Origin of the sequence: Pectobacterium sp. HCp5_1, from assembly GCF_032905925.1 — a bacterium.
Classification (GTDB): domain Bacteria; phylum Pseudomonadota; class Gammaproteobacteria; order Enterobacterales; family Enterobacteriaceae; genus Pectobacterium; species Pectobacterium brasiliense_A.
The window spans coordinates 92,399-116,403 of record NZ_JAUMIO010000004.1; the positions used below are offsets into that span (position 1 = coordinate 92,399).

Here is a 24,005-nt window from a genome sequence, read left to right on the forward strand (position 1 = left end):
CCGTTGATGTTGTTATTGCCAGAATTTGGGTATGTCGCGCTGTCGCTGGCGGTTTGCGTCGGTGTGGCGACGGCGTTGCTGACATTTTCAGGCCACTCCCTGCGCTGGTCGGGCACTTACCGGCTGGCGCGGTGCTGGACGTTAGTACTGTTTGGCCTTGTGCTGTTCGCGTTTATCGCGCTGACGTTGAGCGTGGTGCAGGATGATTTCTCCGTTAACTACGTCGCCCAGCATAGCCATCGTGATTTACCGCTGGGGCTAAAAATTGCGGCGGTCTGGGGCGGGCATGAAGGATCGCTGCTGCTGTGGCTGTTATGTTTAACCGGCTGGAGTGCCGCGTTTGCCTGCCGCTATCGCAAGGCGACGAGCGATCTGTTTCCACTCACGCTGGCGATGCTGGCCGTGATTTCTACCGCGCTGCTGGTGTTCATTCTGTTCTTTTCCGATCCTTTTGTGCGTCTCTTCCCGCCAGCGGTGGCGGGGAGGGATCTCAATCCCATGTTGCAACACATTGGCCTCATCCTCCATCCGCCGTTGCTCTATCTTGGCTATGGCGGGTTAACCGTGAGTGCGGCGCTGGCGCTAGCCGCCCTGATTCACGGTGAGTTTACTGCGCCAGCCGCCTGGATTTGCTGGCGCTGGACGCTACCCGCCTGGAGCCTGTTAACGCTGGGCATCATCCTCGGGTCATGGTGGGCTTATAACGAGCTGGGCTGGGGAGGGTGGTGGTTCTGGGATCCGGTAGAGAACGCCTCGCTGCTGCCGTGGCTTACGGCCAGCGCATTACTGCACAGCCTGTCTGTCACCCGCATGCGCGGCATCTTCCGCCATTGGTCGCTGATATTGGCGCTGCTGACGTTCATTTTATGCCTGCTGGGCACGCTGATTGTGCGCTCCGGGATACTGGTTTCCGTCCATGCCTTCGCCCTCGAACATGACCGCGCAGTGCCTCTCTTTATCCTTTTTGCCTGCTTAAGTATGGCGGCGCTGGCGGTTTACGGTTGGCGTGCTCAGCTTGTCCGCTCCGCAGCTCGCTTCTCCGGCTGGTCGCGGGAAATGGCGATACTGCTGGTGCTGCTGTTATTCAGCGCTGTCGCACTGGTGGTACTGCTCGGCACGCTTTACCCGATGATTTACGGGCTGGCGGGCTGGGGGAAAATCTCCGTCGGCGCGCCTTATTTTAACCGCGTGCTTTTGCCCTTCGGTGGTCTGATGCTGCTGCTCATCGGGGTAGCGGCGGGAGGCTACTGGAAACGTAGCACGCGATGGCCCGTTCGGCGTTTAGGAATGACGCTGGCCGTCGGCATTATTACCGCTCTGGTCTTATGGCCGTATGGGTATGCCGTTGCACTGGCTGCGGGTTTGATCGGTTGGGCTATGGCTGCGCAGTGGTTACAACCGCTGTCGGCGATACGCCAGCAACTTCCTGCGCTGCTGGCGCATACGGGTGTGGCGCTATTTGCCCTGGGGATTGTGTTCTCTGCGGGCAGCAAGCAGGAAATCAGCGCCAATGTCGGTCAGGGAGAACAGGTCACGCTGGGCGACTACCATTTTCGGTTTTTACAGCTGGAGTTAGTGGCGGCACAAAACTACACCGCAGAGCAGGCCGTGATTGCGATTTATCGCGGCGATTCACCGATCGCTCAGGTCATGCCGGAACGTCGTTACTACAACGCACGCAAACAGCAGATGGTTGAGCCGGGCATTACCTGGGGGCCGATCAGAGAATGGTATGCCGTGATGGGAGAGAAAACGGGCGAGAACCGCTATGCGATGCGTTTTTATGTACAAACCGGTGTTCGCTGGGTGTGGGGCGGCGGCATGTTGATGGTCGCGGGCGCACTGCTGGGATGGTTCAGGGGGAGACGGGCCTATGACTAAATACATAGCGCTCCTTTTTATGCTGCTGGCTTTTTCTGTGCCGGCTCAGGTGGTCGATACCTGGGCGTTCTCCAGTCAGGCACAGCGGCAGGAAGCTATGGCGATTGCCGGTGAGTTACGCTGTCCTCAATGCCAGAACCAGAGCCTGCTGGAATCGAATTCGCCTGTGGCGGTCAGCATGCGCCATGAGGTCTTTTCCATGGTGGAGCAGGGCAAGAGCAAGTCAGACATTATGGCATTTATGAATCAGCGCTATGGTGACTTTGTTCAGTACAACCCGCCGATGAAAATGCAAACCGGCATCCTCTGGCTTACGCCACTGCTTTTGCTATTAGCGATTGCGGTTATCGCGTGGCGGGTGATACGGCGGCAGAACCGAGGGGCGCGCCTATGAGCCTGTTAAGCGTGAACCTGTTGGACCTGAACGTATTAAGCATGGTGTTTGTCGCCATCGCGGTTGTCGTTCTGGCTACCGGACTGTTATGGCCGCTTTTGCCCCTGCGCAAGCCGGAGGGGGATGACAAGCTACCGCGTTTAGCCGAACGCATCTGGCATTTTCAGTGCGAGCAGGCAGGGAAGTACCTTTCTGAACATGAAGCCAGGATGCTGGGGCGCGAACTGTCTCACGACCTGCCGTTAACGTCATCCTCTTCTTCTGCATCGCGCTCGATGCCTGTCATCGCCGTTGTGGTCGCGATCGTCGCTATCCTGTTGGGCAGTGCGACGTTCTACATGCTAAGTCCGCGTGCAGCGCTGGTTCAGACGGAACGCCAGCGGCTTGCCGATCCGCTACATGATTTTAGCGCCGCACAGCAGCAGGAAAAACAGCTTGTTGCCTTGCAGGACAACATTCGTAAAACGCCGGGAAACAGCGTCCTCTGGGCTGAGCTGGGTGAATATTATCTTTACCGTAACGCCTACGACAACGCGCTGCGTGCTTATCGGCAGGCGATTGCGCTGAAGGGCGACAGTGCTGAGCTGTATTCGGCGCTGGCGACGGTGTTGTATTACCAGGCGGGTCAGGCAGTCACGCCACCTATGCAAGAGATGGTCGATAAAGCGCTGGCACTGGATGCCAATGAAGTGACGGCGCTGATGTTGCTGGCGTCTGATGCGTTCCTGAAAGCGGACTATGCGCGCGCGATTACGATTTGGCAGCGCTTGCTGGATACGTACAGCCCGCGGGTTAATCGCGTTCAATTGATTGAAGCAATCAACACGGCAACGCTGCTGAAGAACAGCCAGAAATAGTGCGTGATACCCCTTGAATCAGAGGGACAAGCGCAGCTTTTTGCTCCGTCATAATGACGAGAATAACCGGAATCACCGGTTTTATTGATCTCAATAAAACAGATTAACTCTTTATGGTTAGGGTCCCCGAGAGGGGGAGTAAGGGCACCATGTTATTCTATAGCCACTAAGAAAGTAGGAGTACACCCCGATGTTAGAAGCGCGCGATGTGGTTTGCATACGCGATGAGCATGTGCTGTTCAGCGCGTTGTCGTTTACGGCCAGCGCGGGAGAAATGGTGCAGATTGCCGGTGCCAACGGGGTGGGCAAAACGTCGCTGTTGCGCATGTTAAGCGGTCTGGCGACACCTGAATCAGGGGAAATCTGCTGGCAAGGGCAACGCATCAACCGTATGCGCGAGCAGTTTAATCAGCAGCTTCTGTGGCTAGGCCATCAGCCGGGCATCAAGAGCGCCCTGACCGGTGAAGAGAACCTGCGCTTTTTCTATCCACACCAGCAACAGGATGCACTTTGGCAGGCGCTGGCCGCAGTCGGACTGGCTGGGTATGAAGACGTGCCCGTGGCGCGTCTTTCGGCAGGGCAACAGCGTCGCGTCGCGCTGGCGCGTTTGTGGCTCACCGACGTCCCGCTGTGGATTCTGGATGAGCCGCTGACCGCGCTTGATGTGGCGGGCGTCGACATGCTGACGCAGCGTATGGAACATCATACTGCGCGCGGCGGCATCATCATTTTAACCACCCATCAGCCGCTGCATCCGTTCGCTCAGCGCATTCGCTGTATCTCGCTGACTCCAGGTGAGGGAACCCCATCATGCAGCGTCTGATTGCCCGAGAATTGCGCGTCGCGTTGCGCAATAACGCGGAAATTCTCAACCCGCTGTGGTTCTTCCTGATCGTCATCATTTTGTTCCCTCTGGCTATTGGGCCAGAGCCGCAGCTATTGATGCGCGTGGCCCCCGGCGTGGTGTGGGTGGCGGCGTTGCTCGCTTCGCTGCTGGGGATGGATCGTCTTTTCCGCGATGACTATCAGGACGGTTCACTGGAACAGTTGACGCTGCTGCCGTTGCCGCTGCCGTTAGTGGTGCTGGCGAAAGTGGTGGTGCACTGGATGGTCAGCGGACTGCCGCTGTTACTGCTTTCGCCGCTGGCGGCGCTGCTGTTTGGGCTGGACAGCCACGGCTGGCGGGTGATGGCGCTCACGCTGTTGCTCTGCACGCCAACGCTCAGTTTTCTGGGTGCCATTGGTGCGGGATTAACGGTCGGGCTGCGCCGCAGCGGCGTGTTGTTAAGCCTGCTGGTCTTGCCGCTCACCATACCGCTGTTGATTTTTGCGACGGCGGCGGTCGAGGCCGCCATGATGCAACTGCCGGTGGGCGGGTATCTGGCGATCCTCGGTGCTTTTCTGGCGGGCAGCGCCACCCTGAGCCCGTTTGCTACGGCGGCGGCGTTGCGGGTGAGCATACAGTAATTTTCCGATCTCAGGATCGCCTTCATCGTCCCGTTGGGATGAGTTTTACGCAGAGTGAGCACACGTTATGTTGAAAAAGAACTATCAGCTTACGCAGCCGGATCGCCTCTATGGCCTTTGCGGCAGGCTTATCCCCTGGTTTGCCCTGCTTAGCGCGGCGTTGTTGATCGGCGGTTGCCTGCTGGGATTTGGATTTGCGCCCGCGGATTATCAGCAAGGGCAAGGATATCGCATCATGTACCTGCACGTGCCGGCGGCCGTGTGGTCGATGGGCGTCTATGCCGTGATGGCGATATTTGCGCTGATCGGGATAATTCGACAGTCAAAAACGGCGGAGCTTGCCGTGGCGGCAATGGCACCGGTCGGCGCGGTGTTTACCTTTATAGCGTTAACGACGGGCGCCACCTGGGGGAAACCGATGTGGGGAACCTGGTGGGTCTGGGATGCACGTCTGACGTCGGAACTCGTTCTGCTGTTTCTGTACGTGGGCATCATCGCGCTCTACAACGCGTTTGACGATCGCCGTCTTGCCGGTCGTGCGGCGGCGATTCTGGTGCTGGTGGGTGTGGTGAATTTACCCATCATCCATTTCTCGGTCGAGTGGTGGAATACCCTGCATCAAGCATCGACAAAAATGCAGAAAACGATCGATCCCGCCATGCGTCTCCCGCTGCGAATCATGATGTTAGGATTTATGAGTTTATTCGTGACGTTGTCACTGATGCGGTTGCGTAACTTGATACTGGTACAGCAGCGCCGCGCCCCCTGGGTGGCTGCGCTGCTTAATAAAGGAGGAATAGCCCGATGAACATCGCTTTCACGAGTTGGCAGGATTTCTTTGCGATGGGCGGCTATGCCTTTTACGTCTGGCTGGCCGTGGTGTTAACGCTGTTACCGCTGAGTGCGTTGGTCGGTCATACCTTCTTGAATCGTCGCGCATTGCTGAGTGATATTCGTCGCCAGCAGGCGCGTGAGCAGCGCAAGAATACGGCTCGTCAGTCGGAAACGATGGAGGTGGCGCAATGAGTGCCCCGCGTAAAACTCGCCTCTATGCCATTCTGGCTGTCGTCTGCGGCGCGGTGTTAACGGTAGCGCTGACGCTCTATGCGTTGAGCTCAAATATCGATCTCTTTTATACACCCAGCGAAATTCTTTACGGCAAGAACGAAACGCAGGAAAAGCCGGCGATCGGGCAGCGTTTGCGCGTCGGCGGCATGGTGATGCCGGGCAGCGTGCGTCGCGATAGCCAAAGTCTGGAAGTTCGCTTCACCGTTTATGATGCGCAGGGCTCCGTGGAGGTGACCTATAACGGAATGCTGCCGGATTTGTTCCGCGAGGGGCAAGGGGTTGTGGCGCAGGGCATTCTGGATACCGACGATCACATCATGGCGAAAGAAGTGCTTGCCCGACATGACGAAAACTACACGCCACCGGAAATTAAGGCGGCGATGGAAGGGCAAAACGGTCATGCAACGGCAGCGGGCACAGAGGGTAAACGGTTATGATGCCTGAAGTAGGCAATTATCTGCTCTGTCTGGCGCTGGGCGTCGCGCTGTTGCTCAGCGTGTATCCGCTGTGGGGCGCGTCGCGTCAGGATACGCGTCTGATGGCGCTGGCGCGTCCGCTTGCCTGGGCGCTGTTTGCATGCATTTTGGCTTCCTTCCTCGTGTTGGTGTATGCGCTGGTGATCAATGATTTCACCGTCCTTTACGTAGCCAACAACTCGAACCGCGCGCTGCCGGTATGGTATCGCGTGGCGGCGGCGTGGGGTGCGCATGAAGGATCGCTGCTGCTCTGGGTGCTGTTGATGAGCGGCTGGACCTTTGCGGTGGCAGTATTCAGCCGCGGGATGTCGCTGGATGCGGTCGCCCGCGTGCTGGCCGTCATGGGGATGATTAATGTCGGCTTCCTGCTGTTCATCATTCTGACGTCGAATCCCTTTACGCGTACGCTGCCGGACTACCCGATTGACGGGCGCGATCTCAATCCGCTGTTGCAGGATGTCGGGTTAATCTTCCACCCGCCATTGCTCTACATGGGCTATGTCGGGTTCTCCGTGGCGTTTGCGTTTGCGGTCGCCTCGCTGCTGGCGGAACGGTTGGACAGCGCGTGGGCCCGCTGGTCCCGACCGTGGACGCAGGCGGCGTGGTCGTTCCTGACGCTGGGTATCGTGCTGGGTTCGGGCTGGGCGTATTACGAGCTCGGCTGGGGCGGCTGGTGGTTCTGGGATCCGGTGGAGAATGCGTCATTGATGCCATGGCTGGTGGGCACGGCGTTGCTGCACTCGCTGTCGGTCACCGAAAAGCGCGGCAGCTTCAAGGCCTGGACGGTACTGCTGGCTATCGGTGCGTTCTCGCTCTGCCTGCTGGGGACATTTCTGGTGCGTTCCGGCGTATTGGTGTCGGTGCACGCGTTTGCCTCCGATCCGGCGCGCGGCATGTTTATTCTCGCGTTTCTGGTCATTGTCATCGGTGGCTCGTTGCTGCTGTTCGCCATCAAAGGCAACCGGGTACGGGCGCGGGTCACGAACTCGCTCTGGTCGCGTGAAACGTTCCTGCTCGGCAATAACCTGATCCTGATGGCGGCGACGCTCGTCGTGCTGTTGGGAACGCTGCTGCCGCTGGTGCATAAACAGCTGGGCTTAGGCAGCATCTCGATTGGCGCACCGTTCTTCAACACCATGTTCACCCTGTTAATGGCTCCGTTTGCCTTGCTGCTGGGCGTGGGGCCGCTGGTTCGCTGGCGGCGCGACGAACCGCAAAAGCTGCATAAGCTGCTGCTAATTGCGCTGGCCGTGACCGCCGCACTGTCGCTGCTGCTGCCGTGGCTGTTACAGGATTCCGTTGTTGCCATGACGGTAGTTGGCCTGTCGATGGCGCTGTGGGTGTTCTTCTTAACGGTGTACGAACTGCATACCAGTTCCACCCGTCGTCATGGTCTGCTGCGCGGTTTGAGCAAGCTCTCATTGAGCCAGTGGGGCATGGTGTGCGGTCATATTGGGCTGGCGGTGACGGTGGTGGGCATCGCCTTCAGTCAGAATTATAGCGTTGAGCGGGATGTACGGATGCGGGCGGGCGACAGCATACAAATCCACGATTACCGTTTTACGTTTCAAGGCGTGCGTGATGTCGTGGGGCCTAACTGGCAAAGCGCGAAAGGGACGATTGAGGTGACGCGCAACGGCAAACCGGAAGCGACGCTGAAAGCGGAAAAACGCTTCTACACCACCGGCGGGGCGATCATGACGGAAGCCGCCATTGATGCGGGTGTGACGCGCGATCTCTATGCGGCCTTGGGTGAAAAGCTGGATGACGGTAGCTGGGCGGTACGGCTGTATTACAAACCGTTTATCCGCTGGATTTGGTACGGCGGGGGGCTGATGGCGTTAGGCGGCATCCTGTGCATGTTTGACCCGCGCTATCGCCTGCGTCGCGCCGTTCGGGAGACAGCATCATGAGTCGCAAAATCTTGTTAATCCCGCTCGTCCTGTTTTTACTGCTGGCCGTGGCTTTGCTGTGGCAACTGGTGCGCAACAGCGACGGTGACGATCCGATGCGGCTGGAGTCGGCTCTGATCGGTAAACCGATTCCCGCGTTTCGGCTGGAATCGCTGGATCAGCCGGGAAAGGTTTATAGCCAATCTGAGCTGAGCGATGGCAAACCGCTGCTGCTGAACGTCTGGGCGACCTGGTGCCCGACGTGCCGCGCGGAGCACCAGTTCCTCAACACGCTGGCGGCGCAGGGAATTCGCGTCGTGGGCATGAATTATAAAGATGAACGCCCCAAAGCGGTTGAATGGCTGAAGACGCTGGGCAACCCCTATGCAATGAGCTTATTTGATGGCGACGGCATGCTGGGGCTGGATCTGGGCGTGTACGGTGCGCCGGAAACCTTCCTGATCGACGGGAAAGGCATCATTCGCTATCGCCATGCGGGCGATCTCAACCTGCAGGTATGGCAGGAAACGCTGCAACCGCTGTGGGAAAAATACAGCAAGGAGGGCGGCGCATGAGAGTGCTGAGTTTCCTTGGTGCGCTGCTGCTGTCGTTCAGCGTGCTGGCGTCATCCGAAGTCTTGCGTTTTGATAACGACGCGCAGGAGCAGCAGTTTCGTGAGTTGACGATGCAGCTGCGCTGCCCGAAATGCCAGAACAACAGTATTGCCGATTCCAATTCGATGATTGCGTCGGATATGCGGCAAAAAGTGTACGAGCTGATGCAGCAGGGGCAAACGAAAGAGCAGGTTGTCGATTATATGGTGGATCGTTACGGCTACTTTGTGACGTATGAACCGCCGATCACGCCGTTTACCATTCTATTATGGCTGCTGCCTGCGCTGTTTCTGGCAGCGGGCGCGTGGATGATTATCCGACGTGCACGCCGCATCATAAGCGCCAAAGAACCGATGAGCGAACAGGATAAAAAGCGCTTGCAGACGCTGTTAGGGCGTGAGGGGAAATCGGAATGATGTTACTGACAACCGTCATTGTGCTATCGCTGATTGCGCTTTCCGCGTTGCTGCTTGCACCGTGGTCGTCACGGGGCGAATACGATCGCGATGCGATCAATCAGGCGCTGTATCGTGACCGTCTGCGTGAACTTACAGCGGATGCTGCCAATGAGCAGGAGCATGCTCAACTGGTTGAAGAACTCCAGCATACGCTATTGCAGGATATTCCTGGCGGTGCGAAGACACAACAGCGCCCGCTAAACCGCTGGGTTTTGCTGCCGGGCGTGCTGCTGCTGGTTATTGTCAGCCTCGGTGTGTTTTGGAAGACCTCGGCGGTTAATCGGGTACAGGAGTTGCAGCAGGTTGTGGCGTTAACGCCGGACCTGATGAAGCGAGCGTTGGATCCTGACGCCGAACCACTGACCATTGAAGAAGTCGCGCGTCTCGGTCTGGGATTACGTAGCCAGTTGGAGACGCAGTCTGACAATCCACAAGACTGGTGGATGCTGGGGCGCATTGCGGGCTTGCTGAATAACTATGACATGTCCGTACAGGCCTTTGCCAAGGCGTTCCAGCTCGATCCGAAAAATACGGATCTGGCGCTTGACTATGCCGATCTGCTGTCGCGATCTACCGACCCGCGTGATAGCCAGCGTGGTGGCGAGATGCTGCGTGAACTGATGAATTCCGGCTCGACCAATGTGCGCGTGCTGAGCCTGCTGGCCTTCAATGCCTATGAAGCCCAGCGCTATCAGGATGCGATTGATGCCTGGCAAATGATGCTGAAACTGTTACCGCAAAACGACACACGTCGTGCGGTTATCGAGCGCAGCGTCGGACAGGCGAAAGCATCGCTGTCGGTGCAGGCAACGACGGGGAAGTAAATTCTTTTTATCTTCATAAAATACCGAAAGGGCGATATATCGCCCTTTTGTCATTTCTGTTGTTACGGTGAAGGTTTCGTGCGCATTACCCACGGTTTTTTCTGTAACCGTTGCAGCACGTGCCCGACACGGGGCGGCTAAGGCCGTTCTCAGCACAGACGGAAACATCTGCCCCAAAATAACAATGAACGAAGTGCAGTCTTTGGATTTTATGGGATTGGTTCGCGTAAAAGAATTGCGCTGAGGTGAGCGTGGCCGCCGGATGAGCGGCATGGACGCCGCGAAAGTCTGCGCCGTGCCGGGAGCACGTCGCAGGCGGTCCGATCAGCGGATACGAGCGCCGAAGGCACCGCGAAGCGGCGTAATTCCCCGCGAAAAGCCAGGGGACGCGGGGCGACGGCAATTGAGCCGCCCCGCGTCGGGCGCGTGCGACGCGAGTTGCAGAAAATCACATTACTTACTGCGCACGAAACCTTCGCTGTAATTACAAAAATATTTGAGAGAAACGGATACTTCCGCTTGTGTCGAGGACGGCATATGCCGTCCCGAGTGTTACGAAGGGGCGGGTTATAACCCGCTTTTGACGCCGTGCATGTCCGGCAGTTTGTGGGCGATACCTTTGTGGCAGTCGATGCAGGTTTGACCGAGTTTTATCGCTTCGCTGTGTTTCTCCGCCGCGACGGTTTTTTGCCCTGAGAAGTCCATGTAGTCAAAGTTGTGACAGTTGCGGCATTCCTGAGAATTGTTATTTTTCATGCGCCGCCATTCGCTTTGCGCCATCGTCAGCCGGTGTGCTTCAAATTTTTGTGGCGTATCAATCGTGCCCATTATTTTGCCGTACAGCTCTTTACTGGCCTGAATCTTACGCACCATTTTCGGCACAAACTCATGCGGAACGTGGCAATCCGGGCAGGTGGCGCGCACGCCGCTGCGGTTGCTGTAGTGCGCGGTTTCCATATATTCCTGATAAACGGTATTGCGCATTTCATGACAGCTGATGCAGAACGCCTCGCTGTTGCTCATTTCCATGCCTTTCTGGGATGTCGCCAGAAAGAAAATACCGCCCGCGAAGCCGATAATAAGCAACGTTCCCAGCGCCAGCCGACTCGGGCGACGCCACCATTGCCACAACTGGCGCAACAACCGTCCCACTTTTCCTGGTTGTTTCATAGCAAACCTCACTGTCCAAAGCCTTTAGAAGGGGCGAACGTGTTGCCGGTAATCGGCGAGCTGTCCGCCTGCGGCACGTGGCACTGCAGACAGAAATGGCGCGCAGGGGCGACATTGCTCAGCACCTTGCCGTCTCTGTCGACAAAATGGGTCGGGCTGACGCGCGGGGCGCTGGTGGAACGATAGCTCTCGACGCCGTGACACTGTAGGCAACGGTTAAAGGTCGGGGTGACCTGATAGCCATCCACGCTATGCGGGATCATCGGTGGCTGGTTGACATAGTTGAGCGCCATACGCTCCTGCTGCTTCGGCATCCGGCTATTTCCCGGCTGTGTCGCGGCGACTTCTGGCGATTGGCTTAAATCGACCTGTGCAGTAGCGATTGCACTACCTACTATTGTACTGCCCATTATCGCCAGGGCGGTGATCCAGCGAAACCATCCCATTCTCAGGCTTTTCATGACTTTGCTCCCGATTTCCATCTAAGGGTTATTTTAAAAACGTCTTCAGCGCAGACATCAATACAGCGTCCGCATGTTATGCAGTCTCGGTCAGTAACCTGTGCCGGACTGTGTTTATCAAGCAAGGGGGCGCGCAGCACCTGTGGCTCTGGACAGACATGAAAGCAGTCCATACAACGCGTACAGCGTTCACGCTCAGTGGCATCCACAGCCAGCGCGCCTTTACCGCCAAGCGCACCATACAGCGCGCCGGTTGGACAAAGGTGTCCGCACCAGCCGTGTTCCACGACCCACAAATCAAACAGAAATAGCGCCAGCAGCAGCCAGATACCTGCACCAAACCCGAAAATCAGCCCGCGACCCATCAGTGAAACCGGGTTGACCCATTCCCACAACAGCCCGCCCGTCAGCGCACTTCCTGCCAGAATGAGGATCAGCAGCAGATAGCGCAGATTGCGGGGGATCGTCGCCGAGGCAGTGATGCCGAAACGACGACGTAGCCAGGCAGCTAAATCGGTGAGAGGATTAACCGGGCAGACCCAGCTACAGAACAAGCGCTTGCCTGCCAGTGCATAGCTCAGTGCGATAATCAGCGCACCGACCAGCGCGAGCGTGGCGGGCAGATGACCGCTAGCCAGACTTTGCAGCACCATCAGCGGATCGCTGAGCGGCACGGTGTCGAGCAAGCGGCTGGCGCTGTAGTTACCGTGCAGGATCCAAAATCCGAAGAGCGGACCGCTGAGGAACATGAGCAGCACCAGAGACTGGGTCAGGCGGCGTAAGACCAGCCAGCGGTGACTGCGCCACCAGCCTTTTTTCGCCCGGGCTTCTCGTCCGGCGTCCTGCTTACGATTTGCCATCGCGTGCCTCCAGCCAACTGAAACGGTAGTGATGTCCGAGTTCGCCTTTTGCCAGCGCGCGCGGTAAGACCTTGATCGCTGGCTGTTCCAGCACGCAGGCTTTTTCACATTTGCCGCAGCCAGTACAGACATCGCTATGCACCGTCGGCAGAAAACGGGCATGTTTTCCGGTGCGGGTATTGCGCTCTGGCTCCAGCGTGATGGCGCTATCGATGAGAGGACAGACGCGATAGCAGACATCGCAACGCAGCCCCTGATAGTTCAGGCAGTTTTCCTGATCGAGCAGCACCGCTAATCCCATGCGGGCGTCATCAATAGCGTCCAACGGCTGTAACGCTCCGCTGGGGCAGGCGACCACGCAGGGAATGTCCTCACACATCTCGCACGGGATATCGCGCGCGACAAAGTAAGGGCTACCGGCTGCGGAACCGGAGACCAGCGTTGCCAGCTTCAGCGTGTCATACGGACAGGCCTGAACACATTGGCCACAGCGTATGCAGGCACCGGAAAACGCCGCCTCAGACAGCGCACCCGGTGGCCGCAGCCGGAGTTCGTCGGCCTGAGCGCGCCGCTGCTGAATGCCGAGAACCGTCACCGCTGCTGATAAGCCAGCAACGGCGCGGACGGCGTCACGCAGAAAGCGACGGCGAGCGGGGAATGAATTCTCCGGGCGTGCCATGCGCGTTACACCTTAGCCAGCTTGACGGCACATTTCTTAAAGTCCGTTTCTTTCGACAGCGGATCGGTCGCATCCAGCGTCAGGACGTTAGTCATCTGCGCAGCATCGAAGAACGGCATATATACCAGCCCACGCGGTGGCTTATTGCGGCCGCGAGTCTCAACAATCGAGACGACTTCACCACGGCGCGAGATAATGCGGACTTTTTCACCGCGACGCAGATCGCGCGCTTTGGCATCCTGCGGATGCATAAACAGTACCGCTTCTGGGAAGGCGCGGTGCAGTTCCGGTACACGACGCGTCATGCTGCCGGTGTGCCAGTGCTCCAGAACACGACCGGTGGAGAGCCAGAGATCGTATTCTTCGTCCGGTGCTTCGGCGGCAGGCTCGTACGGCAGCGCAAAAATCACCGCTTTGCCATCCGGTTTACCGTAAAAACGGTAGGCTTCTCCCGCTTTGACGTAAGGATCGTGCCCTTCGCTGTAGCGCCACTGCGTTTCCTTGCCATTAACCACCGGCCAGCGTAGCCCACGCACTTTGTGGTAGTCATCGAACGGTGCCAGGTCGTGACCGTGCCCACGGCCAAACGCGGCGTATTCTTCAAACAGGCCTTTTTGCAGGTAAAAACCGAAGTCACGAGATTCGTCGTTCAGCTGATTTTCCGCTAATTCACTGAGTGGGAAGCGCGTGGTGACATCGTTCGCAAACAGCACGTCGTAAAGCGTTTTGCCACGGTAGGCGGGTTTCTGCGCCAGAAGTTCTTCCGGCCATACTTCCTCTACGGCGAAGCGCTTGGCAAAGCTCACCACCTGCCACAGATCTGATTTTGACTCGCCCGGTGCTTTAACCTGCTGACGCCAAAACTGCGTTCGGCGCTCGGCGTTGCCGTAGGCACCTTCTTTTTCCACCCACATAGCGGTAGGCAAAATCAGGTCAGCGGACAATGCGCTGATCGTCGGGTAGGGGTCAGAAACGACGATGAAGTTACGCGGATCGCGCCAGCCCGGCATACGCTCCTGATTGATGTTTGGGCCGGCCTGCATGTTGTTGTTACACATCACCCAATAGGCATTCAGCGTGCCGTCTTTCAGCGCCCGATCTTGTGCGACGGCGTGCAAACCGATCTTTTCAGGGATTGTGCCTGTCGGTAGCTGCCACAGTTTTTCCGCAATCGCGCGGTGTTTCTCGTTGGTTACCACCATATCCGCAGGCAGGCGGTGGGCGAAAGTGCCGACTTCACGCGCGGTGCCGCAGGCAGAAGGTTGACCGGTTAATGAGAACGGCCCGCAGCCCGGCTGAGAGATCTTGCCCGTCAGCAGGTGGATGTTATAAACCAGATTGTTCGCCCAGACGCCGCGCGTGTGTTGGTTAAAGCCCATCGTCCAGTAGGAGATCACTTTCTTCTTCGGATCGGCGTAGAGTTTTGCCAGCGCTTCCAACTGATCGGCGGGAACACCGCTGATCGCGACCGTTTTTTCCAGCGTATAGTCGGCGACAAAGGCTTTGTATTCTTCAAAACTCATCGGTTCAGACGCATCGGAACCCGGATTTTTCGCCGCTTTTTCCAGCGGGTGCGTCGGACGCAGTCCGTAGCCAATATCGGTCACGCCTCGGCGCAGGTTCACGTGGCGGGTAAAGAAAGCCTCGTTCACCGCATTGTTTTGGATAATGTAGTTGGCGATGTAATTGAGAATGGCCAGATCGGTTTGTGGCGTAAACACCATGCCGTTATCCGCCAGCTCAAAACTGCGGTGCTGATAAGTGGACAGCACGGCGACCGTAACATTGCTGTTCGACAGGCGGCGGTCGGTGATGCGTGACCAGAGAATCGGGTGCATCTCCGCCATGTTGGAGCCCCACAGCACAAACGCATCGGTCTGCTCGATGTCGTCGTAGCAGCCCATCGGCTCATCCATACCGAAGGTACGCATAAAGCCGACGACCGCTGATGCCATACAGTGGCGTGCGTTGGGGTCAATATTGTTGGAACGGAAACCTGCTTTGAACAGTTTGGCGGCCGCATAGCCTTCCCAAATGGTTGATTGTCCAGAGCCAAACATTCCTATCGCGTTCGGGCCTTTTTCCTTCAGGGCGGTTTTGAATTTCTCCGCCATGATGTCAAACGCCTGATCCCAGGAGATCGGAGTAAATTCGCCTTCTTTATCGAATTTTCCGTCACGCATACGCAGCAAAGGCTGGGTCACGCGATCCTGCCCGTACATGATTTTTGGCAGGAAATAGCCCTTGATACAGTTTAATCCGCGGTTAACCGGCGCTTCGGGATCGCCCTGACTGGCGACGATGCGGCCATTTTGCGTTCCCACCAGCACACCGCACCCTACGCCACAAAAGCGGCAAGGCGCTTTATCCCAGTGGATAGCATCGGACTGTTCGGTCACGGCACGAACCGCGGTGGGTATGGTGATGCCTGCGACCGCGGCTGCCGCTGCGACCGCGTTCGCCTTCATAAAGTGTCGTCGACTGAGTTTCATGGTATTTCCTCACCCTGAGCTTGTTGATCAAGAGGTTGTTCATCGAAAGCAAAAGATTGTTCATCACAAGACGGTTCATCAAGCTGGTGATAAACCAGCGAAACCGCCAGTACGCCTGTAAGCTCGCGTATTGACGCTATTTGTTTTAACAGCGTGTCTTCTGAATCTGACTCCAGCACCACGACCATCTTTCCGGTATCGCTATCGCTGGCACCCACTTCTACATCGGGCAGCGTCGCTAACGCCTCGCCAACGGCTGCCATCTGCGCCGTGTTGACGTGAACCACTACACTGCAAACATGCCAGACTGTGCTCATCGGTTTTCCTGTTGCGTCGGGAGACGCGCTGGCGCGGTGTGATATCCCGCGGTGATTTTTTTCATCGACATGGCGCCAACAGGGCACCCGGAAATGCATGCGCCACAGGTGGTACAGGCGTCGTAGTCGATTGACGGGGCGGCAACGTGCCCAATGGCGTGCCGGAATCGTATCGCGCCTGTTTCACATGCATCCTGACAGCTGCGGCATTCCACCTGATGCAGCGATAAACAGGCATCCTGAATCGTCAGGTGGTATTCCCACGGCGTGGTGTGGCTCTCCGCGAACAGCGCTTGTGGACAGGCACGTGCGCAGTCGTAGCAGAACGTGCATTCGCCGCGCTGAAAGTCGATGGTGGGAAAACCGCCCGAACCGCGCTGGATAATCCCCGATCCGCAGGCATCTACGCAGACATTGCAGCGCGTGCACTGGCTCAGGAACTGGCTTTCTGCACCGCTCCACGGCGGACGTAACGCGTTATCTGCCCGCTGTAGGCCACCAGTCAGTAGGGAACGCCGAGAAAGGTTAGTCATGGCAGTTTTTCGCTCTGGCACGCAATGAAATATCCAATAAAAAACACGCTGTTTTTGTAGGGGTTACACTATTCCTCTTAGGCTGTATGCGATAATCACCCTTTAGAGGTAAATGGTGGTGCCGGATCAAGCTTATGTGGGATTCGCGTCTCATTGGCTTGCCTGCGTGGGCGGGGATCGTGATAGTACGCTGAAATGCTGATCTACTTATTTAGAGTAGGTATAACGTTAAAGGGGATTATTCGTTGTGATGGTCAAACGCCCTGTTTCTACCAGCCTGGCGCGCGCGTTTTTCTATATCGCGCTGCTTTCATTCCTGACGACGGGCATTGCGCTACTGACGCTAGCCAGCGGTTTACGCGATGCGGAAGCGATCAACGTTGCCGGTTCCATGCGTATGCAAAGTTATCGCATGGGGTATGACCTACAGAGCGATCGTGCAGAATTAGCATCGCATCGCCGCCTCTATGCGCAAACGTTGGATTCCCCGGTTTTTCACCTGCTGGATCGCTGGTATGTGCCGCGCGATGTGCGCGATCGTTATGCGGCGCTATTGCAGAGCTGGAAAACAATGGATGAGCGTCTGAACGCGGGGGATCGCGTGTGGTATCAGGACAATATTATCGGCTACGTCACGCAGATCGACCGCTTTGTACTGGCGTTGCAGCATTATTCCGAACGCAAGATGATGATAGTCGTTGTGACATCAATAATTGGCTCGATCACTATCTATATACTGATCTTCTTTACGCTGCGTCGCATTCGCCGCCAGGTGGTGGTGCCGTTGAATAAGCTGATGGCGGCCTGTGCGTCCATTGAGAAGGGGCGTTTCACCCATTCGCGGCTGGACGTCAATCTGCCTAACGAATTGGGATTACTGGCGCAAACCTTCAGTAGCATGACGGACGAACTGCAAAAGCTCTATCGTTCTCTGGAAGACAAAGTTCGGCAGAAAACGCTGCGCTTGCAGGAAGTGAACCGCATGCTGAAGGTGCTGTACAACTGTTCTCAGGCGATGAACGTCAGTACGATCGACAGACATTGTTTTCAGCAGATTCTGCAAATTGTTCGCCGCTATGAAACGGTCGGCTGTCTGGAAATGCGGGTCGGGGAGAACTGGCGGTTATGTGAAGGCCAGCCAGATGGACAGACTGCGTGGCAGGCCTTGCCCATCTGTTTGCAAGACGTTGAGTTTGGGCAATTACGGTGGCAGGCATCAACGCAGCAGCCGTCGGCGCAGCTGATGGAAAGCGTCGCGAATATGCTGGGTCGCGGCCTCTATTTCAATCAGGCACAGAAGCACTATCAGCAGCTGTTACTGATGGAAGAACGCGCCACCATCGCGCGTGAACTGCATGACTCACTGGCTCAGGTGCTTTCTTATCTGAATATCCAGATGACGTTATTAAAGCGTGCGGTAGCGGAAGAAAATGCGCAGGCCCGGCAGATCATCACCGATTTCGAGCAGGCGCTCAGCGATGCGTATCGTCAGCTGCGTGAACTGCTGGGCACATTCCGACTGACGCTGCAACAGGCCGATTTGCCGGCGGCGATGCAGGAAATGATTGAGCCACTGCGTGCGCAGACCCCGGCGACCATTACAATTGACTGCCGGATCCCTACGCAGGCGTTGGATGCATCACAGCAGGTTCACCTGCTGCAAATCATCCGTGAAGCGGTGCTGAACGCCATTAAACATGCGCAGGCGACGGTGATTACCGTCAACTGCCGTACGCAGCCCGATGGTCGTCACTGTGTTGATATTCGTGATGACGGCTGCGGCATTATCAATCAGGAGGAACCTGCGGGACATTACGGCTTAAATATTATGCAGGAACGCGCCGAACGGTTAGGCGGAAAGTTATCTATCGGCCTTCATCCCGAAGGGGGGACGCAGGTTAGCGTCTGTTTTTCGACGCCGACGACCGCGCGTGAACGCGATAAAACGAACAATCTCTACCCGGAATAAGTTGAGTGGGAAGCAGACCGCTTGCAGTATGACGGGGATATATTCTAAATAAAAATAATAAGATCCATATTACATTGGGGCTGGGCATGTCAGAAAAACCATCTTATCGTGTGTTGATCGTCGACGATCATCCGCTTATGCGCCGGGGAATCCGTCAGCTACTGGCAACCGATGCCATTTTTGATGTGATCGGGGAAGCCAGTAATGGCATGGAGGCGCTGAGCCTCGCGAATCGGGATTCGCCCGATATCATCTTGCTCGATCTCAACATGAAAGGATTGAGCGGGTTGGATACGCTTCACGCGCTGCGGCGCGATGGGATCTGCGCCCGCGTCATTGTGCTGACGGTCTCCGATGCGCCCAGCGATATTTATGCGCTGATGGATGCGGGTGCCGATGGTTATCTGCTTAAAGACAGCGCCCCGGAACATTTGCTGGATGCTATTCGTAACGGTGATGCTTTCAGCGAACAGGTGCGGGACGTGCTGCGCCACCGTATCGCTATACAGGATACGCCGTCGCCCTTTACCGTATTGACGGAGCGTGAACTGGATGTGTTGCAGGAAGTGGCCTCTGGGCTATCCAACAAGCAAATCGCGAGTGTACTGTATATCTCAGAAGAGACGGTAAAAGTGCATATCCGTAACATGCTGCGCAAACTCAACGTACGCTCCCGCGTCGCCGCCACGGTGCTGTATCTGGAAACGCGCGGCCAGTAGGGCCGCGGTGTTGTTGCCTGCTATCTATTATTAGTGATGACTTAAAAGCGTTATTTTGATAAGGTATTCTCTCTTAAGGAAACACTTTATGACAGTCACTATCGAAGTTGTCTGCCGATATTGCATTTGCGTCATGATCCTATTATTTAATTGTGTTCATAATCAATTTTTCTTTCATTGGGGGGGAGCTTATCAGAACCATAAAATGACGTGATATAACAATATTTTAACCCTAGGCGGAGTGCTAATCGTTTAGGATGGAAAATAAGTCATGATTGTTTTTTATATTTTCTTTTAAAAAAATACGTAGCGTTTCAATTGCCTTCTCAAAGCTACCATTACCAGTGTTTTTTATAATGTCTTCAATAACATGTGGATCTAATTTGGCTGGATTTTCATAATAACTAGAAGCACTAAGGCTTTCTAGACCTATATAACTGCCAATATCGCTAATCATTTCAATGTTATCATTTATTTTAAAGTAATCATAAAATTTAGAAAATGCACCAACTAAGTTTTTCAATGATTCTTTATGTGCAAATTTTTTTTCATTTGATGTGTGATCATTATCAAGAGCAGCGAATGCAGAATTGCATTTCTTTAGCGCGTTATACAGTTCAATTATGCTTGCGTTGAATTTTTCTTCATTTGTTTTTTTGAAGGATTTTTGTAAATTTAAAATTAAATTTACAATATCTACCAAGTTTTTAATCATCGAGTATCCTAATTAATATAATTTCAGTAAAGTAGCGACTCAAGGTATAGCGGAGATTTATCTATTAGCCTTTATATCTAGCTCGAACTATCCTGGGGATTCTATATCGTCACATCAGTGAAAATATCATCGCTGAAAATTTTTATCCAGACTAATTTTTTAGTGATTTTAACTAGTTCAGTAGTGCAATTTCAATTTTTATCATGAATAAAAAGATAAATTCTGAATTTATTTTTTCGATGAAATTAACAAGATACGAGTAGGGAGAATTTCAACTCACATTCATTAACCTACGGGCGTAGAATAATGTTTACAGAACATGAATTGGTACGACCGAGTGGATTAGAATCCAGTATCTGAATCTTTGATTTAACAAGTTTTATTTCACCACTAGCATAACTAGTGGACTTGATTATGGCCTTATTTTAAAGCTACGGCAAGGTTTTCAGTCAGTGCTTCTAGAACAACGGTTCTGGTAAGGTCGTGCGTTCAGATTCTCCTGCCAGTACAGAGGGCAATGGTTGTCAAAGTGAAGGGGAATAACTGAGTTAGTTGAGAATATGTACATCAGGAAGTTGATGGTAGAGCAACTCAGAGGTTGTTCTATGCAGAACGATGCTCTCAAGCATCATGGTAGTAGTAGAAACAATTGTTTTGGCTGGGGCTATGACATAGCGCCAGATACTTCCAGTGCATATTGCTTGATAGTGTGCAGATTTATGCTTTTTATCCGCTTCCCTAGCGAAGCGGATAATTTTTGGTTCGTCAGCAAATTTTTATCAATAGCATCATGAATTAACGATTTCTGGTCTTTCTTTCCAGTTTATTGCCATCGTCATCGAAATACCGGCTGGGCCAGATCTCAGCAGGTTCCACACCGAGTGCATTTGCTATCAGTTGTTCACCTTTTGGCCAGGGTCGCGTTAGTGCGTTAGCGAGAGTAGAAGAACTGAGTCCTGCTTGTCGGGATAGAGCAGCCAGTGTGGTGTGTTTTTTACGAAGGCCTGCAATGATATCGGCGTTGTGCCAGTCCTGCTTATTCATCGTCATAGAATTAACCCTGAGTCTTACTGCTGGTGGCGATTCAGACAGGGTTTGCAGTACCGGCCATGTTTCCAAGTTCCGGCGAGGACGAATCCTCCCCTGCCTGAACCGCCATAACAGACGAACTCAAGCACACCAGCGCGTGAACGCTGATGGGAAACATGGTTTGGGGCTGCAAATCCCCGCCAATGGATTTTGCCAAAGGCATAACTAAGATAAGTGAAATTTGCAGCATTCTCAAATCAAATAGTGGATGAATTGGCTGGTTCTGTATCTGCAAGTTTCAATGAGGACGCAGACAATAAATGCCCTGATAAAGTCGATAGACAGAAATTAATCGATCATTTTCTTCAAAGAGATGGGCATCTCATATTACTAACTCAAACTTTCAGCATAACTGCGCATTCTGCGCAACTTCTTGCTCACTTTCTGGTGGAAATCACTTTTTGCGCAATGGATGCCGTTTTTTCACGAGGTCTGCGCAACTTCTTGCTCAAATTTGACTTAGGGAAAATTTGGATTAAGTGATTATTTAGTAAAAACAATTAGATAAAAATTGGCATACGGATTGCTATACGGGACGTGAAGTTACTCATCACGTTCAACAACAAGGAGCAAGACTATGCCAACTCCATGCTATATCAGCATCGAAGGTAAAACGCAGGGCAATATCACCGCAGGTGCTTTCACGTCCGATTCTGTCGGCAACATCTATGTGGAAGGCCACGAAGATGAAATGCTGGTACAGGAATTCAAGCACGTGGTCACCGTACCGACCGACCCACAGTCTGGTCAGCCGTCTGGTCAGCGTGTCCACAAACCGTTCAAATTCACCGTCGCGCTGAACAAAGCGGTTCCGCTGATGTACAACGCCCTGGCGTCTGGCGAAATGCTGCCGAGCGTAACGCTGAAGTGGTATCGCACGTCTGTAGAAGGTAAGCAGGAGCACTTCTTCTCTACCGTGCTGACCGATGCCACCATCGTAGATATCGACTGCAAAATGCCACACTGCCAGGACCCGTCCAAACTGGACTACACCCAGTTAATCGAAGTGTCGCTGGCTTACCGCAAAATCGACTGGGAACACACCGTTGCCGGTACCTCTGGCTCTGATGACTGGCGTGCACCTGTCGAAGCGTAATTCTGTTGTATTCAACCCGGGCTTGTCCCGGGTTTTCTGCGTGTACTGTCCTGAGGTCTGATTCTCCCAGACCTGAGTGCAGACAACACGGTTTTCATCACGGGAAACGAGGGAATAAACGTGGCAAACAGTACAGGATTACAGTTCACGGTAAAGGTCGGTGCATTGCCCACCTCGACCTTTGCCGTGGTGGATTTTCAACTCAGCGAGGCACTTAACCAGCCGTTTGCCCTGTCGCTGAATCTGGCGAGTGCATTACCGGGGATCGATTTTGGTACGGTACTTGACCAGCCTTGCGAACTGCTGGTGTGGTACGAAGGCGAACTCAAGCGCCGTGTCAGCGGCATTGTCAGTGCCTTCGCACAGGGCGACACCGGTTTTCGCCGAACCCGCTATCAGGCAGAGGTTCGCCCGGCACTGTGGCGATTGGGGCTGCGTACCAATGCCCGTATCTTTCAGGCGCAAAAGCCGGAGGTCATTATCGGTACGTTGCTGGAAGAGTCTGGTATTACCGATTATGCCTTTGCGCTGCGTCACGAGCACGCCCCGCGCGAATACTGCGTACAGTACCGTGAAAGTGATTTGGCGTTTGTCACCCGTCTGGCAGCGGAAGAAGGGATGTACTTCTTCCATGAGTTTGAAGAAGGCAAGCACCGCGTCGTCTTTGCCGATGATGCCGGAGCGCTTAGCAAAGGCCCGGAGCTGTTCTTCAACCTCGCCACGCAGGGGCTGAGTGAAGGCGAGTATGTCAGACGTTTCCGCTACGCCGAAGCCGTCAGCACCGCCGAAGTCGCGCTCAAGGATTACAGCTTCAAAACCCCGGCGTATGGCCTGCTGCACAGCAAGATGAGTGGCGAGCTGGCGCACCAGCGCGAAAGTTATCAGCACTATGATTACCCCGGGCGCTTTAAACAAGACCCGAGCGGCAAGGCCTTTACCGGCTACCGACTGGACGCACTGCGGGCGGGTGCCATGACCGGTTCCGGTGAATCCAATGCCGCTGAACTGATGCCCGGCAGCAGTTTTGCTTTAACCGAACACCCCAACCCGGCACTCAATACCGGCTGGCAACTGGTGGCCATTACCCACAGCGGGCAGCAGCCGCAGGCGCTGGAAGAAGAAAGCGGCGGCGAACCGACCACCTACAGCAACAGCTTTGAGGTCATCAGTGCCAAAAGCACCTGGCGTGCTGACCTGCCCTACAAACCGATGGTGGACGGCCCGCAAATCGCCACCGTCGTCGGCCCGGCGGGTGAAGAGATTTACTGCGACCAGTATGGCCGGGTAAAACTGCAATTCCCGTGGGATCGCTACGGCTCCAGCGATGACCAGAGCTCCTGCTGGGTACGGGTCAGCCAGGGCTGGGCGGGCGGTCAGTATGGCCTGATAGCCATCCCGCGCATCGGCCATGAGGTCATCGTCAGTTTCCTCGAAGGTGACCCAGACCAGCCGATTGTGACCGGCAGAACCTTTCATGCCACCAATCCAGCACCGTATCCGCTGCCCGCCAACAAGACGCGCACCTCAATCCGCACATCAACCCACAAAGGCGCGGGGTTCAACGAACTGCGCTTTGAGGATCAGGCCGGTCAGGAAGAGGTGTTTATCCATGCTCAGAAAGACATGAACACCGTGGTGCTGAATAACCGCACAACCAGCGTGACCGCTGACCACACTGAAAGCGTCGGGGGCAATCAGGCGGTATCGGTAGTGAAAGACCAGTCCACTGAAATCCAGGGGCAGCAGACTCTCGCCGTCACCAAAAACCGCAACACAGTCGTGGATGACAACGACAGCCTGCAGGTGAAAAACAATATCGCCATCCAGTCGCAGAAGGGGGACATCCTGATAGCCACGGACAAGGGGTTTATTGGTATCGGCGCGGACGGGGTCATCAACATCAAGGGCACCCACATTGTCATCAACGGCCAGCAAATCGACCTGAACTGAATAACTAGAACAACAAGGACACGT

General features: G+C 55.0%; 26 protein-coding genes. 17 read left to right on the plus strand and 9 right to left on the minus strand.

All coding sequences use genetic code 11. The features are described 5' to 3' along the window. Positions 1-6 precede the first annotated feature (6 nt). From Q3A88_RS04530 to ccmI, 12 genes are all read left to right on the plus strand, one after another. Positions 7-1,881 carry a heme lyase CcmF/NrfE family subunit gene (locus tag Q3A88_RS04530; RefSeq protein ID WP_317177491.1) on the plus strand — a complete coding sequence of 625 codons (1,875 nt, stop codon included), beginning with the start codon at positions 7-9 and terminating at the stop codon, positions 1,879-1,881. Then, positions 1,874-2,275 carry a heme lyase NrfEFG subunit NrfF gene (nrfF, locus tag Q3A88_RS04535; RefSeq protein ID WP_110164306.1) on the plus strand — a complete coding sequence of 134 codons (402 nt, stop codon included), beginning with the start codon at positions 1,874-1,876 and terminating at the stop codon, positions 2,273-2,275. The genes Q3A88_RS04530 and nrfF overlap by 8 nt, the downstream gene beginning before the upstream one ends. After that, entirely contained in the window at positions 2,272-3,132 is an 861-nt protein-coding gene (nrfG, locus tag Q3A88_RS04540; protein ID WP_039276561.1) for a heme lyase NrfEFG subunit NrfG, read from the plus strand. Before nrfF ends, nrfG begins: the two co-directional genes overlap by 4 nt. A 190-nt stretch (positions 3,133-3,322) precedes the next feature. Further along, positions 3,323-3,955 (plus strand): cytochrome c biogenesis heme-transporting ATPase CcmA, encoded by a 633-nt coding sequence (gene ccmA, locus Q3A88_RS04545; protein ID WP_110164307.1) that lies wholly within the window; start codon positions 3,323-3,325, stop codon positions 3,953-3,955. Further along, positions 3,943-4,599, plus strand: a complete 657-nt coding sequence (gene ccmB, locus Q3A88_RS04550; RefSeq protein WP_014915774.1) for a heme exporter protein CcmB — start codon at positions 3,943-3,945, stop codon at positions 4,597-4,599. Before ccmA ends, ccmB begins: the two co-directional genes overlap by 13 nt. A gap of 67 nt (positions 4,600-4,666) precedes the next feature. Then, on the plus strand, positions 4,667-5,407 hold the full coding sequence (locus Q3A88_RS04555) for a heme ABC transporter permease (protein ID WP_010276478.1): 741 nt from the start codon (positions 4,667-4,669) through the stop codon (positions 5,405-5,407). After that, the gene (ccmD, locus tag Q3A88_RS04560) at positions 5,404-5,625 is read left to right on the plus strand and encodes a heme exporter protein CcmD (RefSeq protein ID WP_039519962.1); all 222 of its coding nucleotides are present in this window, start codon (positions 5,404-5,406) and stop codon (positions 5,623-5,625) included. Before Q3A88_RS04555 ends, ccmD begins: the two co-directional genes overlap by 4 nt. Beyond that, positions 5,622-6,104, plus strand: a complete 483-nt coding sequence (gene ccmE, locus Q3A88_RS04565; RefSeq protein WP_039467850.1) for a cytochrome c maturation protein CcmE — start codon at positions 5,622-5,624, stop codon at positions 6,102-6,104. Before ccmD ends, ccmE begins: the two co-directional genes overlap by 4 nt. Next, a complete protein-coding gene (locus tag Q3A88_RS04570; RefSeq protein WP_317177492.1) occupies positions 6,101-8,056 on the plus strand; it encodes a heme lyase CcmF/NrfE family subunit in 1,956 nt (651 codons plus the stop codon). The genes ccmE and Q3A88_RS04570 overlap by 4 nt, the downstream gene beginning before the upstream one ends. Beyond that, a complete protein-coding gene (locus Q3A88_RS04575; protein WP_039515867.1) occupies positions 8,053-8,610 on the plus strand; it encodes a DsbE family thiol:disulfide interchange protein in 558 nt (185 codons plus the stop codon). The genes Q3A88_RS04570 and Q3A88_RS04575 overlap by 4 nt, the downstream gene beginning before the upstream one ends. After that, the gene (locus Q3A88_RS04580) at positions 8,607-9,065 is read left to right on the plus strand and encodes a cytochrome c-type biogenesis protein (RefSeq protein ID WP_317177493.1); all 459 of its coding nucleotides are present in this window, start codon (positions 8,607-8,609) and stop codon (positions 9,063-9,065) included. The genes Q3A88_RS04575 and Q3A88_RS04580 overlap by 4 nt, the downstream gene beginning before the upstream one ends. Continuing rightward, positions 9,062-9,931: a c-type cytochrome biogenesis protein CcmI gene (gene ccmI, locus Q3A88_RS04585; RefSeq protein WP_317177494.1), complete on the plus strand. Its 870-nt coding sequence runs from the start codon at positions 9,062-9,064 to the stop codon at positions 9,929-9,931. The genes Q3A88_RS04580 and ccmI overlap by 4 nt, the downstream gene beginning before the upstream one ends. A gap of 567 nt (positions 9,932-10,498) precedes the next feature. Here ccmI and napC read toward each other — a convergent pair. From napC to napF, 7 genes are read right to left on the minus strand one after another with little or no spacing between them, the layout of a single operon-like run. Beyond that, entirely contained in the window at positions 10,499-11,101 is a 603-nt protein-coding gene (napC, locus tag Q3A88_RS04590; protein WP_010276503.1) for a cytochrome c-type protein NapC, read from the minus strand. 8 nt (positions 11,102-11,109) lie between these two features. After that, positions 11,110-11,562, minus strand: a complete 453-nt coding sequence (gene napB, locus Q3A88_RS04595; RefSeq protein WP_039289043.1) for a nitrate reductase cytochrome c-type subunit — start codon at positions 11,560-11,562, stop codon at positions 11,110-11,112. Beyond that, positions 11,559-12,422 (minus strand): quinol dehydrogenase ferredoxin subunit NapH, encoded by an 864-nt coding sequence (napH, locus tag Q3A88_RS04600; RefSeq protein WP_010276509.1) that lies wholly within the window; start codon positions 12,420-12,422, stop codon positions 11,559-11,561. The genes napB and napH overlap by 4 nt, the downstream gene beginning before the upstream one ends. Then, positions 12,409-13,101, minus strand: coding sequence for a ferredoxin-type protein NapG (napG, locus tag Q3A88_RS04605; RefSeq protein ID WP_317177495.1), 693 nt, complete (start codon positions 13,099-13,101; stop codon positions 12,409-12,411). Before napG ends, napH begins: the two co-directional genes overlap by 14 nt. A 5-nt stretch (positions 13,102-13,106) precedes the next feature. Next, entirely contained in the window at positions 13,107-15,593 is a 2,487-nt protein-coding gene (gene napA / locus Q3A88_RS04610) for a nitrate reductase catalytic subunit NapA (RefSeq protein WP_104210157.1), read from the minus strand. Next, entirely contained in the window at positions 15,590-15,910 is a 321-nt protein-coding gene (napD, locus tag Q3A88_RS04615) for a chaperone NapD (RefSeq protein WP_180773553.1), read from the minus strand. Before napD ends, napA begins: the two co-directional genes overlap by 4 nt. Continuing rightward, entirely contained in the window at positions 15,907-16,443 is a 537-nt protein-coding gene (gene napF / locus Q3A88_RS04620) for a ferredoxin-type protein NapF (protein ID WP_317177496.1), read from the minus strand. Before napF ends, napD begins: the two co-directional genes overlap by 4 nt. 250 nt (positions 16,444-16,693) lie before the next feature. Here napF and narQ point away from each other — a divergent pair, with 250 nt between their 5' ends. Both narQ and narP read left to right on the plus strand, forming a co-directional pair. Next, positions 16,694-18,412, plus strand: coding sequence for a nitrate/nitrite two-component system sensor histidine kinase NarQ (gene narQ, locus Q3A88_RS04625; protein ID WP_317177542.1), 1,719 nt, complete (start codon positions 16,694-16,696; stop codon positions 18,410-18,412). Between the two features lie 86 nt (positions 18,413-18,498). Then, positions 18,499-19,131, plus strand: a complete 633-nt coding sequence (narP, locus tag Q3A88_RS04630) for a nitrate/nitrite response regulator protein NarP (protein WP_010307767.1) — start codon at positions 18,499-18,501, stop codon at positions 19,129-19,131. Positions 19,132-19,375: 244 nt separating this feature from the next. Here narP and Q3A88_RS04635 read toward each other — a convergent pair whose 3' ends face one another. Continuing rightward, positions 19,376-19,846, minus strand: a complete 471-nt coding sequence (locus tag Q3A88_RS04635; RefSeq protein ID WP_104210154.1) for a hypothetical protein — start codon at positions 19,844-19,846, stop codon at positions 19,376-19,378. A gap of 795 nt (positions 19,847-20,641) precedes the next feature. After that, complete coding sequence (locus tag Q3A88_RS04640; protein WP_040031809.1) at positions 20,642-20,890, minus strand: helix-turn-helix domain-containing protein; 249 nt, start codon at positions 20,888-20,890, stop codon at positions 20,642-20,644. 219 nt (positions 20,891-21,109) lie between these two features. On the opposite strand from Q3A88_RS04640, the gene Q3A88_RS04645 reads away from it, so the two are divergent. From Q3A88_RS04645 to Q3A88_RS04655, 3 genes are all read left to right on the plus strand, one after another. Continuing rightward, complete coding sequence (locus tag Q3A88_RS04645) at positions 21,110-21,418, plus strand: hypothetical protein (protein WP_317177497.1); 309 nt, start codon at positions 21,110-21,112, stop codon at positions 21,416-21,418. Between the two features lie 94 nt (positions 21,419-21,512). Beyond that, on the plus strand, positions 21,513-22,031 hold the full coding sequence (locus Q3A88_RS04650) for an Hcp family type VI secretion system effector (protein ID WP_039503589.1): 519 nt from the start codon (positions 21,513-21,515) through the stop codon (positions 22,029-22,031). A gap of 120 nt (positions 22,032-22,151) precedes the next feature. Next, positions 22,152-23,981, plus strand: a complete 1,830-nt coding sequence (locus tag Q3A88_RS04655) for a type VI secretion system tip protein VgrG (protein ID WP_233961472.1) — start codon at positions 22,152-22,154, stop codon at positions 23,979-23,981. Positions 23,982-24,005 lie beyond the last annotated feature (24 nt).

Excerpts from the sequence above, each read along its gene's own strand:
- Q3A88_RS04530 (WP_317177491.1), top strand. The coding sequence starts at position 7 with ATGTTGTTATTGCCAGAATTTGGGTATGTCGCGCTGTCGCTGGCGGTT.
- nrfF (WP_110164306.1), top strand. The coding sequence starts at position 1,874 with ATGACTAAATACATAGCGCTCCTTTTTATGCTGCTGGCTTTTTCTGTG.
- nrfG (WP_039276561.1), top strand. The coding sequence starts at position 2,272 with ATGAGCCTGTTAAGCGTGAACCTGTTGGACCTGAACGTATTAAGCATG.
- ccmA (WP_110164307.1), top strand. The coding sequence starts at position 3,323 with ATGTTAGAAGCGCGCGATGTGGTTTGCATACGCGATGAGCATGTGCTG.
- ccmB (WP_014915774.1), top strand. The coding sequence starts at position 3,943 with ATGCAGCGTCTGATTGCCCGAGAATTGCGCGTCGCGTTGCGCAATAAC.
- Q3A88_RS04555 (WP_010276478.1), top strand. The coding sequence starts at position 4,667 with ATGTTGAAAAAGAACTATCAGCTTACGCAGCCGGATCGCCTCTATGGC.
- ccmD (WP_039519962.1), top strand. The coding sequence starts at position 5,404 with ATGAACATCGCTTTCACGAGTTGGCAGGATTTCTTTGCGATGGGCGGC.
- ccmE (WP_039467850.1), top strand. The coding sequence starts at position 5,622 with ATGAGTGCCCCGCGTAAAACTCGCCTCTATGCCATTCTGGCTGTCGTC.
- Q3A88_RS04570 (WP_317177492.1), top strand. The coding sequence starts at position 6,101 with ATGATGCCTGAAGTAGGCAATTATCTGCTCTGTCTGGCGCTGGGCGTC.
- Q3A88_RS04575 (WP_039515867.1), top strand. The coding sequence starts at position 8,053 with ATGAGTCGCAAAATCTTGTTAATCCCGCTCGTCCTGTTTTTACTGCTG.
- Q3A88_RS04580 (WP_317177493.1), top strand. The coding sequence starts at position 8,607 with ATGAGAGTGCTGAGTTTCCTTGGTGCGCTGCTGCTGTCGTTCAGCGTG.
- ccmI (WP_317177494.1), top strand. The coding sequence starts at position 9,062 with ATGATGTTACTGACAACCGTCATTGTGCTATCGCTGATTGCGCTTTCC.
- napC (WP_010276503.1), bottom strand. The coding sequence starts at position 11,101 with ATGAAACAACCAGGAAAAGTGGGACGGTTGTTGCGCCAGTTGTGGCAA.
- napB (WP_039289043.1), bottom strand. The coding sequence starts at position 11,562 with ATGAAAAGCCTGAGAATGGGATGGTTTCGCTGGATCACCGCCCTGGCG.
- napH (WP_010276509.1), bottom strand. The coding sequence starts at position 12,422 with ATGGCAAATCGTAAGCAGGACGCCGGACGAGAAGCCCGGGCGAAAAAA.
- napG (WP_317177495.1), bottom strand. The coding sequence starts at position 13,101 with ATGGCACGCCCGGAGAATTCATTCCCCGCTCGCCGTCGCTTTCTGCGT.
- napA (WP_104210157.1), bottom strand. The coding sequence starts at position 15,593 with ATGAAACTCAGTCGACGACACTTTATGAAGGCGAACGCGGTCGCAGCG.
- napD (WP_180773553.1), bottom strand. The coding sequence starts at position 15,910 with ATGAGCACAGTCTGGCATGTTTGCAGTGTAGTGGTTCACGTCAACACG.
- napF (WP_317177496.1), bottom strand. The coding sequence starts at position 16,443 with ATGACTAACCTTTCTCGGCGTTCCCTACTGACTGGTGGCCTACAGCGG.
- narQ (WP_317177542.1), top strand. The coding sequence starts at position 16,694 with ATGGTCAAACGCCCTGTTTCTACCAGCCTGGCGCGCGCGTTTTTCTAT.
- narP (WP_010307767.1), top strand. The coding sequence starts at position 18,499 with ATGTCAGAAAAACCATCTTATCGTGTGTTGATCGTCGACGATCATCCG.
- Q3A88_RS04635 (WP_104210154.1), bottom strand. The coding sequence starts at position 19,846 with ATGATTAAAAACTTGGTAGATATTGTAAATTTAATTTTAAATTTACAA.
- Q3A88_RS04640 (WP_040031809.1), bottom strand. The coding sequence starts at position 20,890 with ATGAATAAGCAGGACTGGCACAACGCCGATATCATTGCAGGCCTTCGT.
- Q3A88_RS04650 (WP_039503589.1), top strand. The coding sequence starts at position 21,513 with ATGCCAACTCCATGCTATATCAGCATCGAAGGTAAAACGCAGGGCAAT.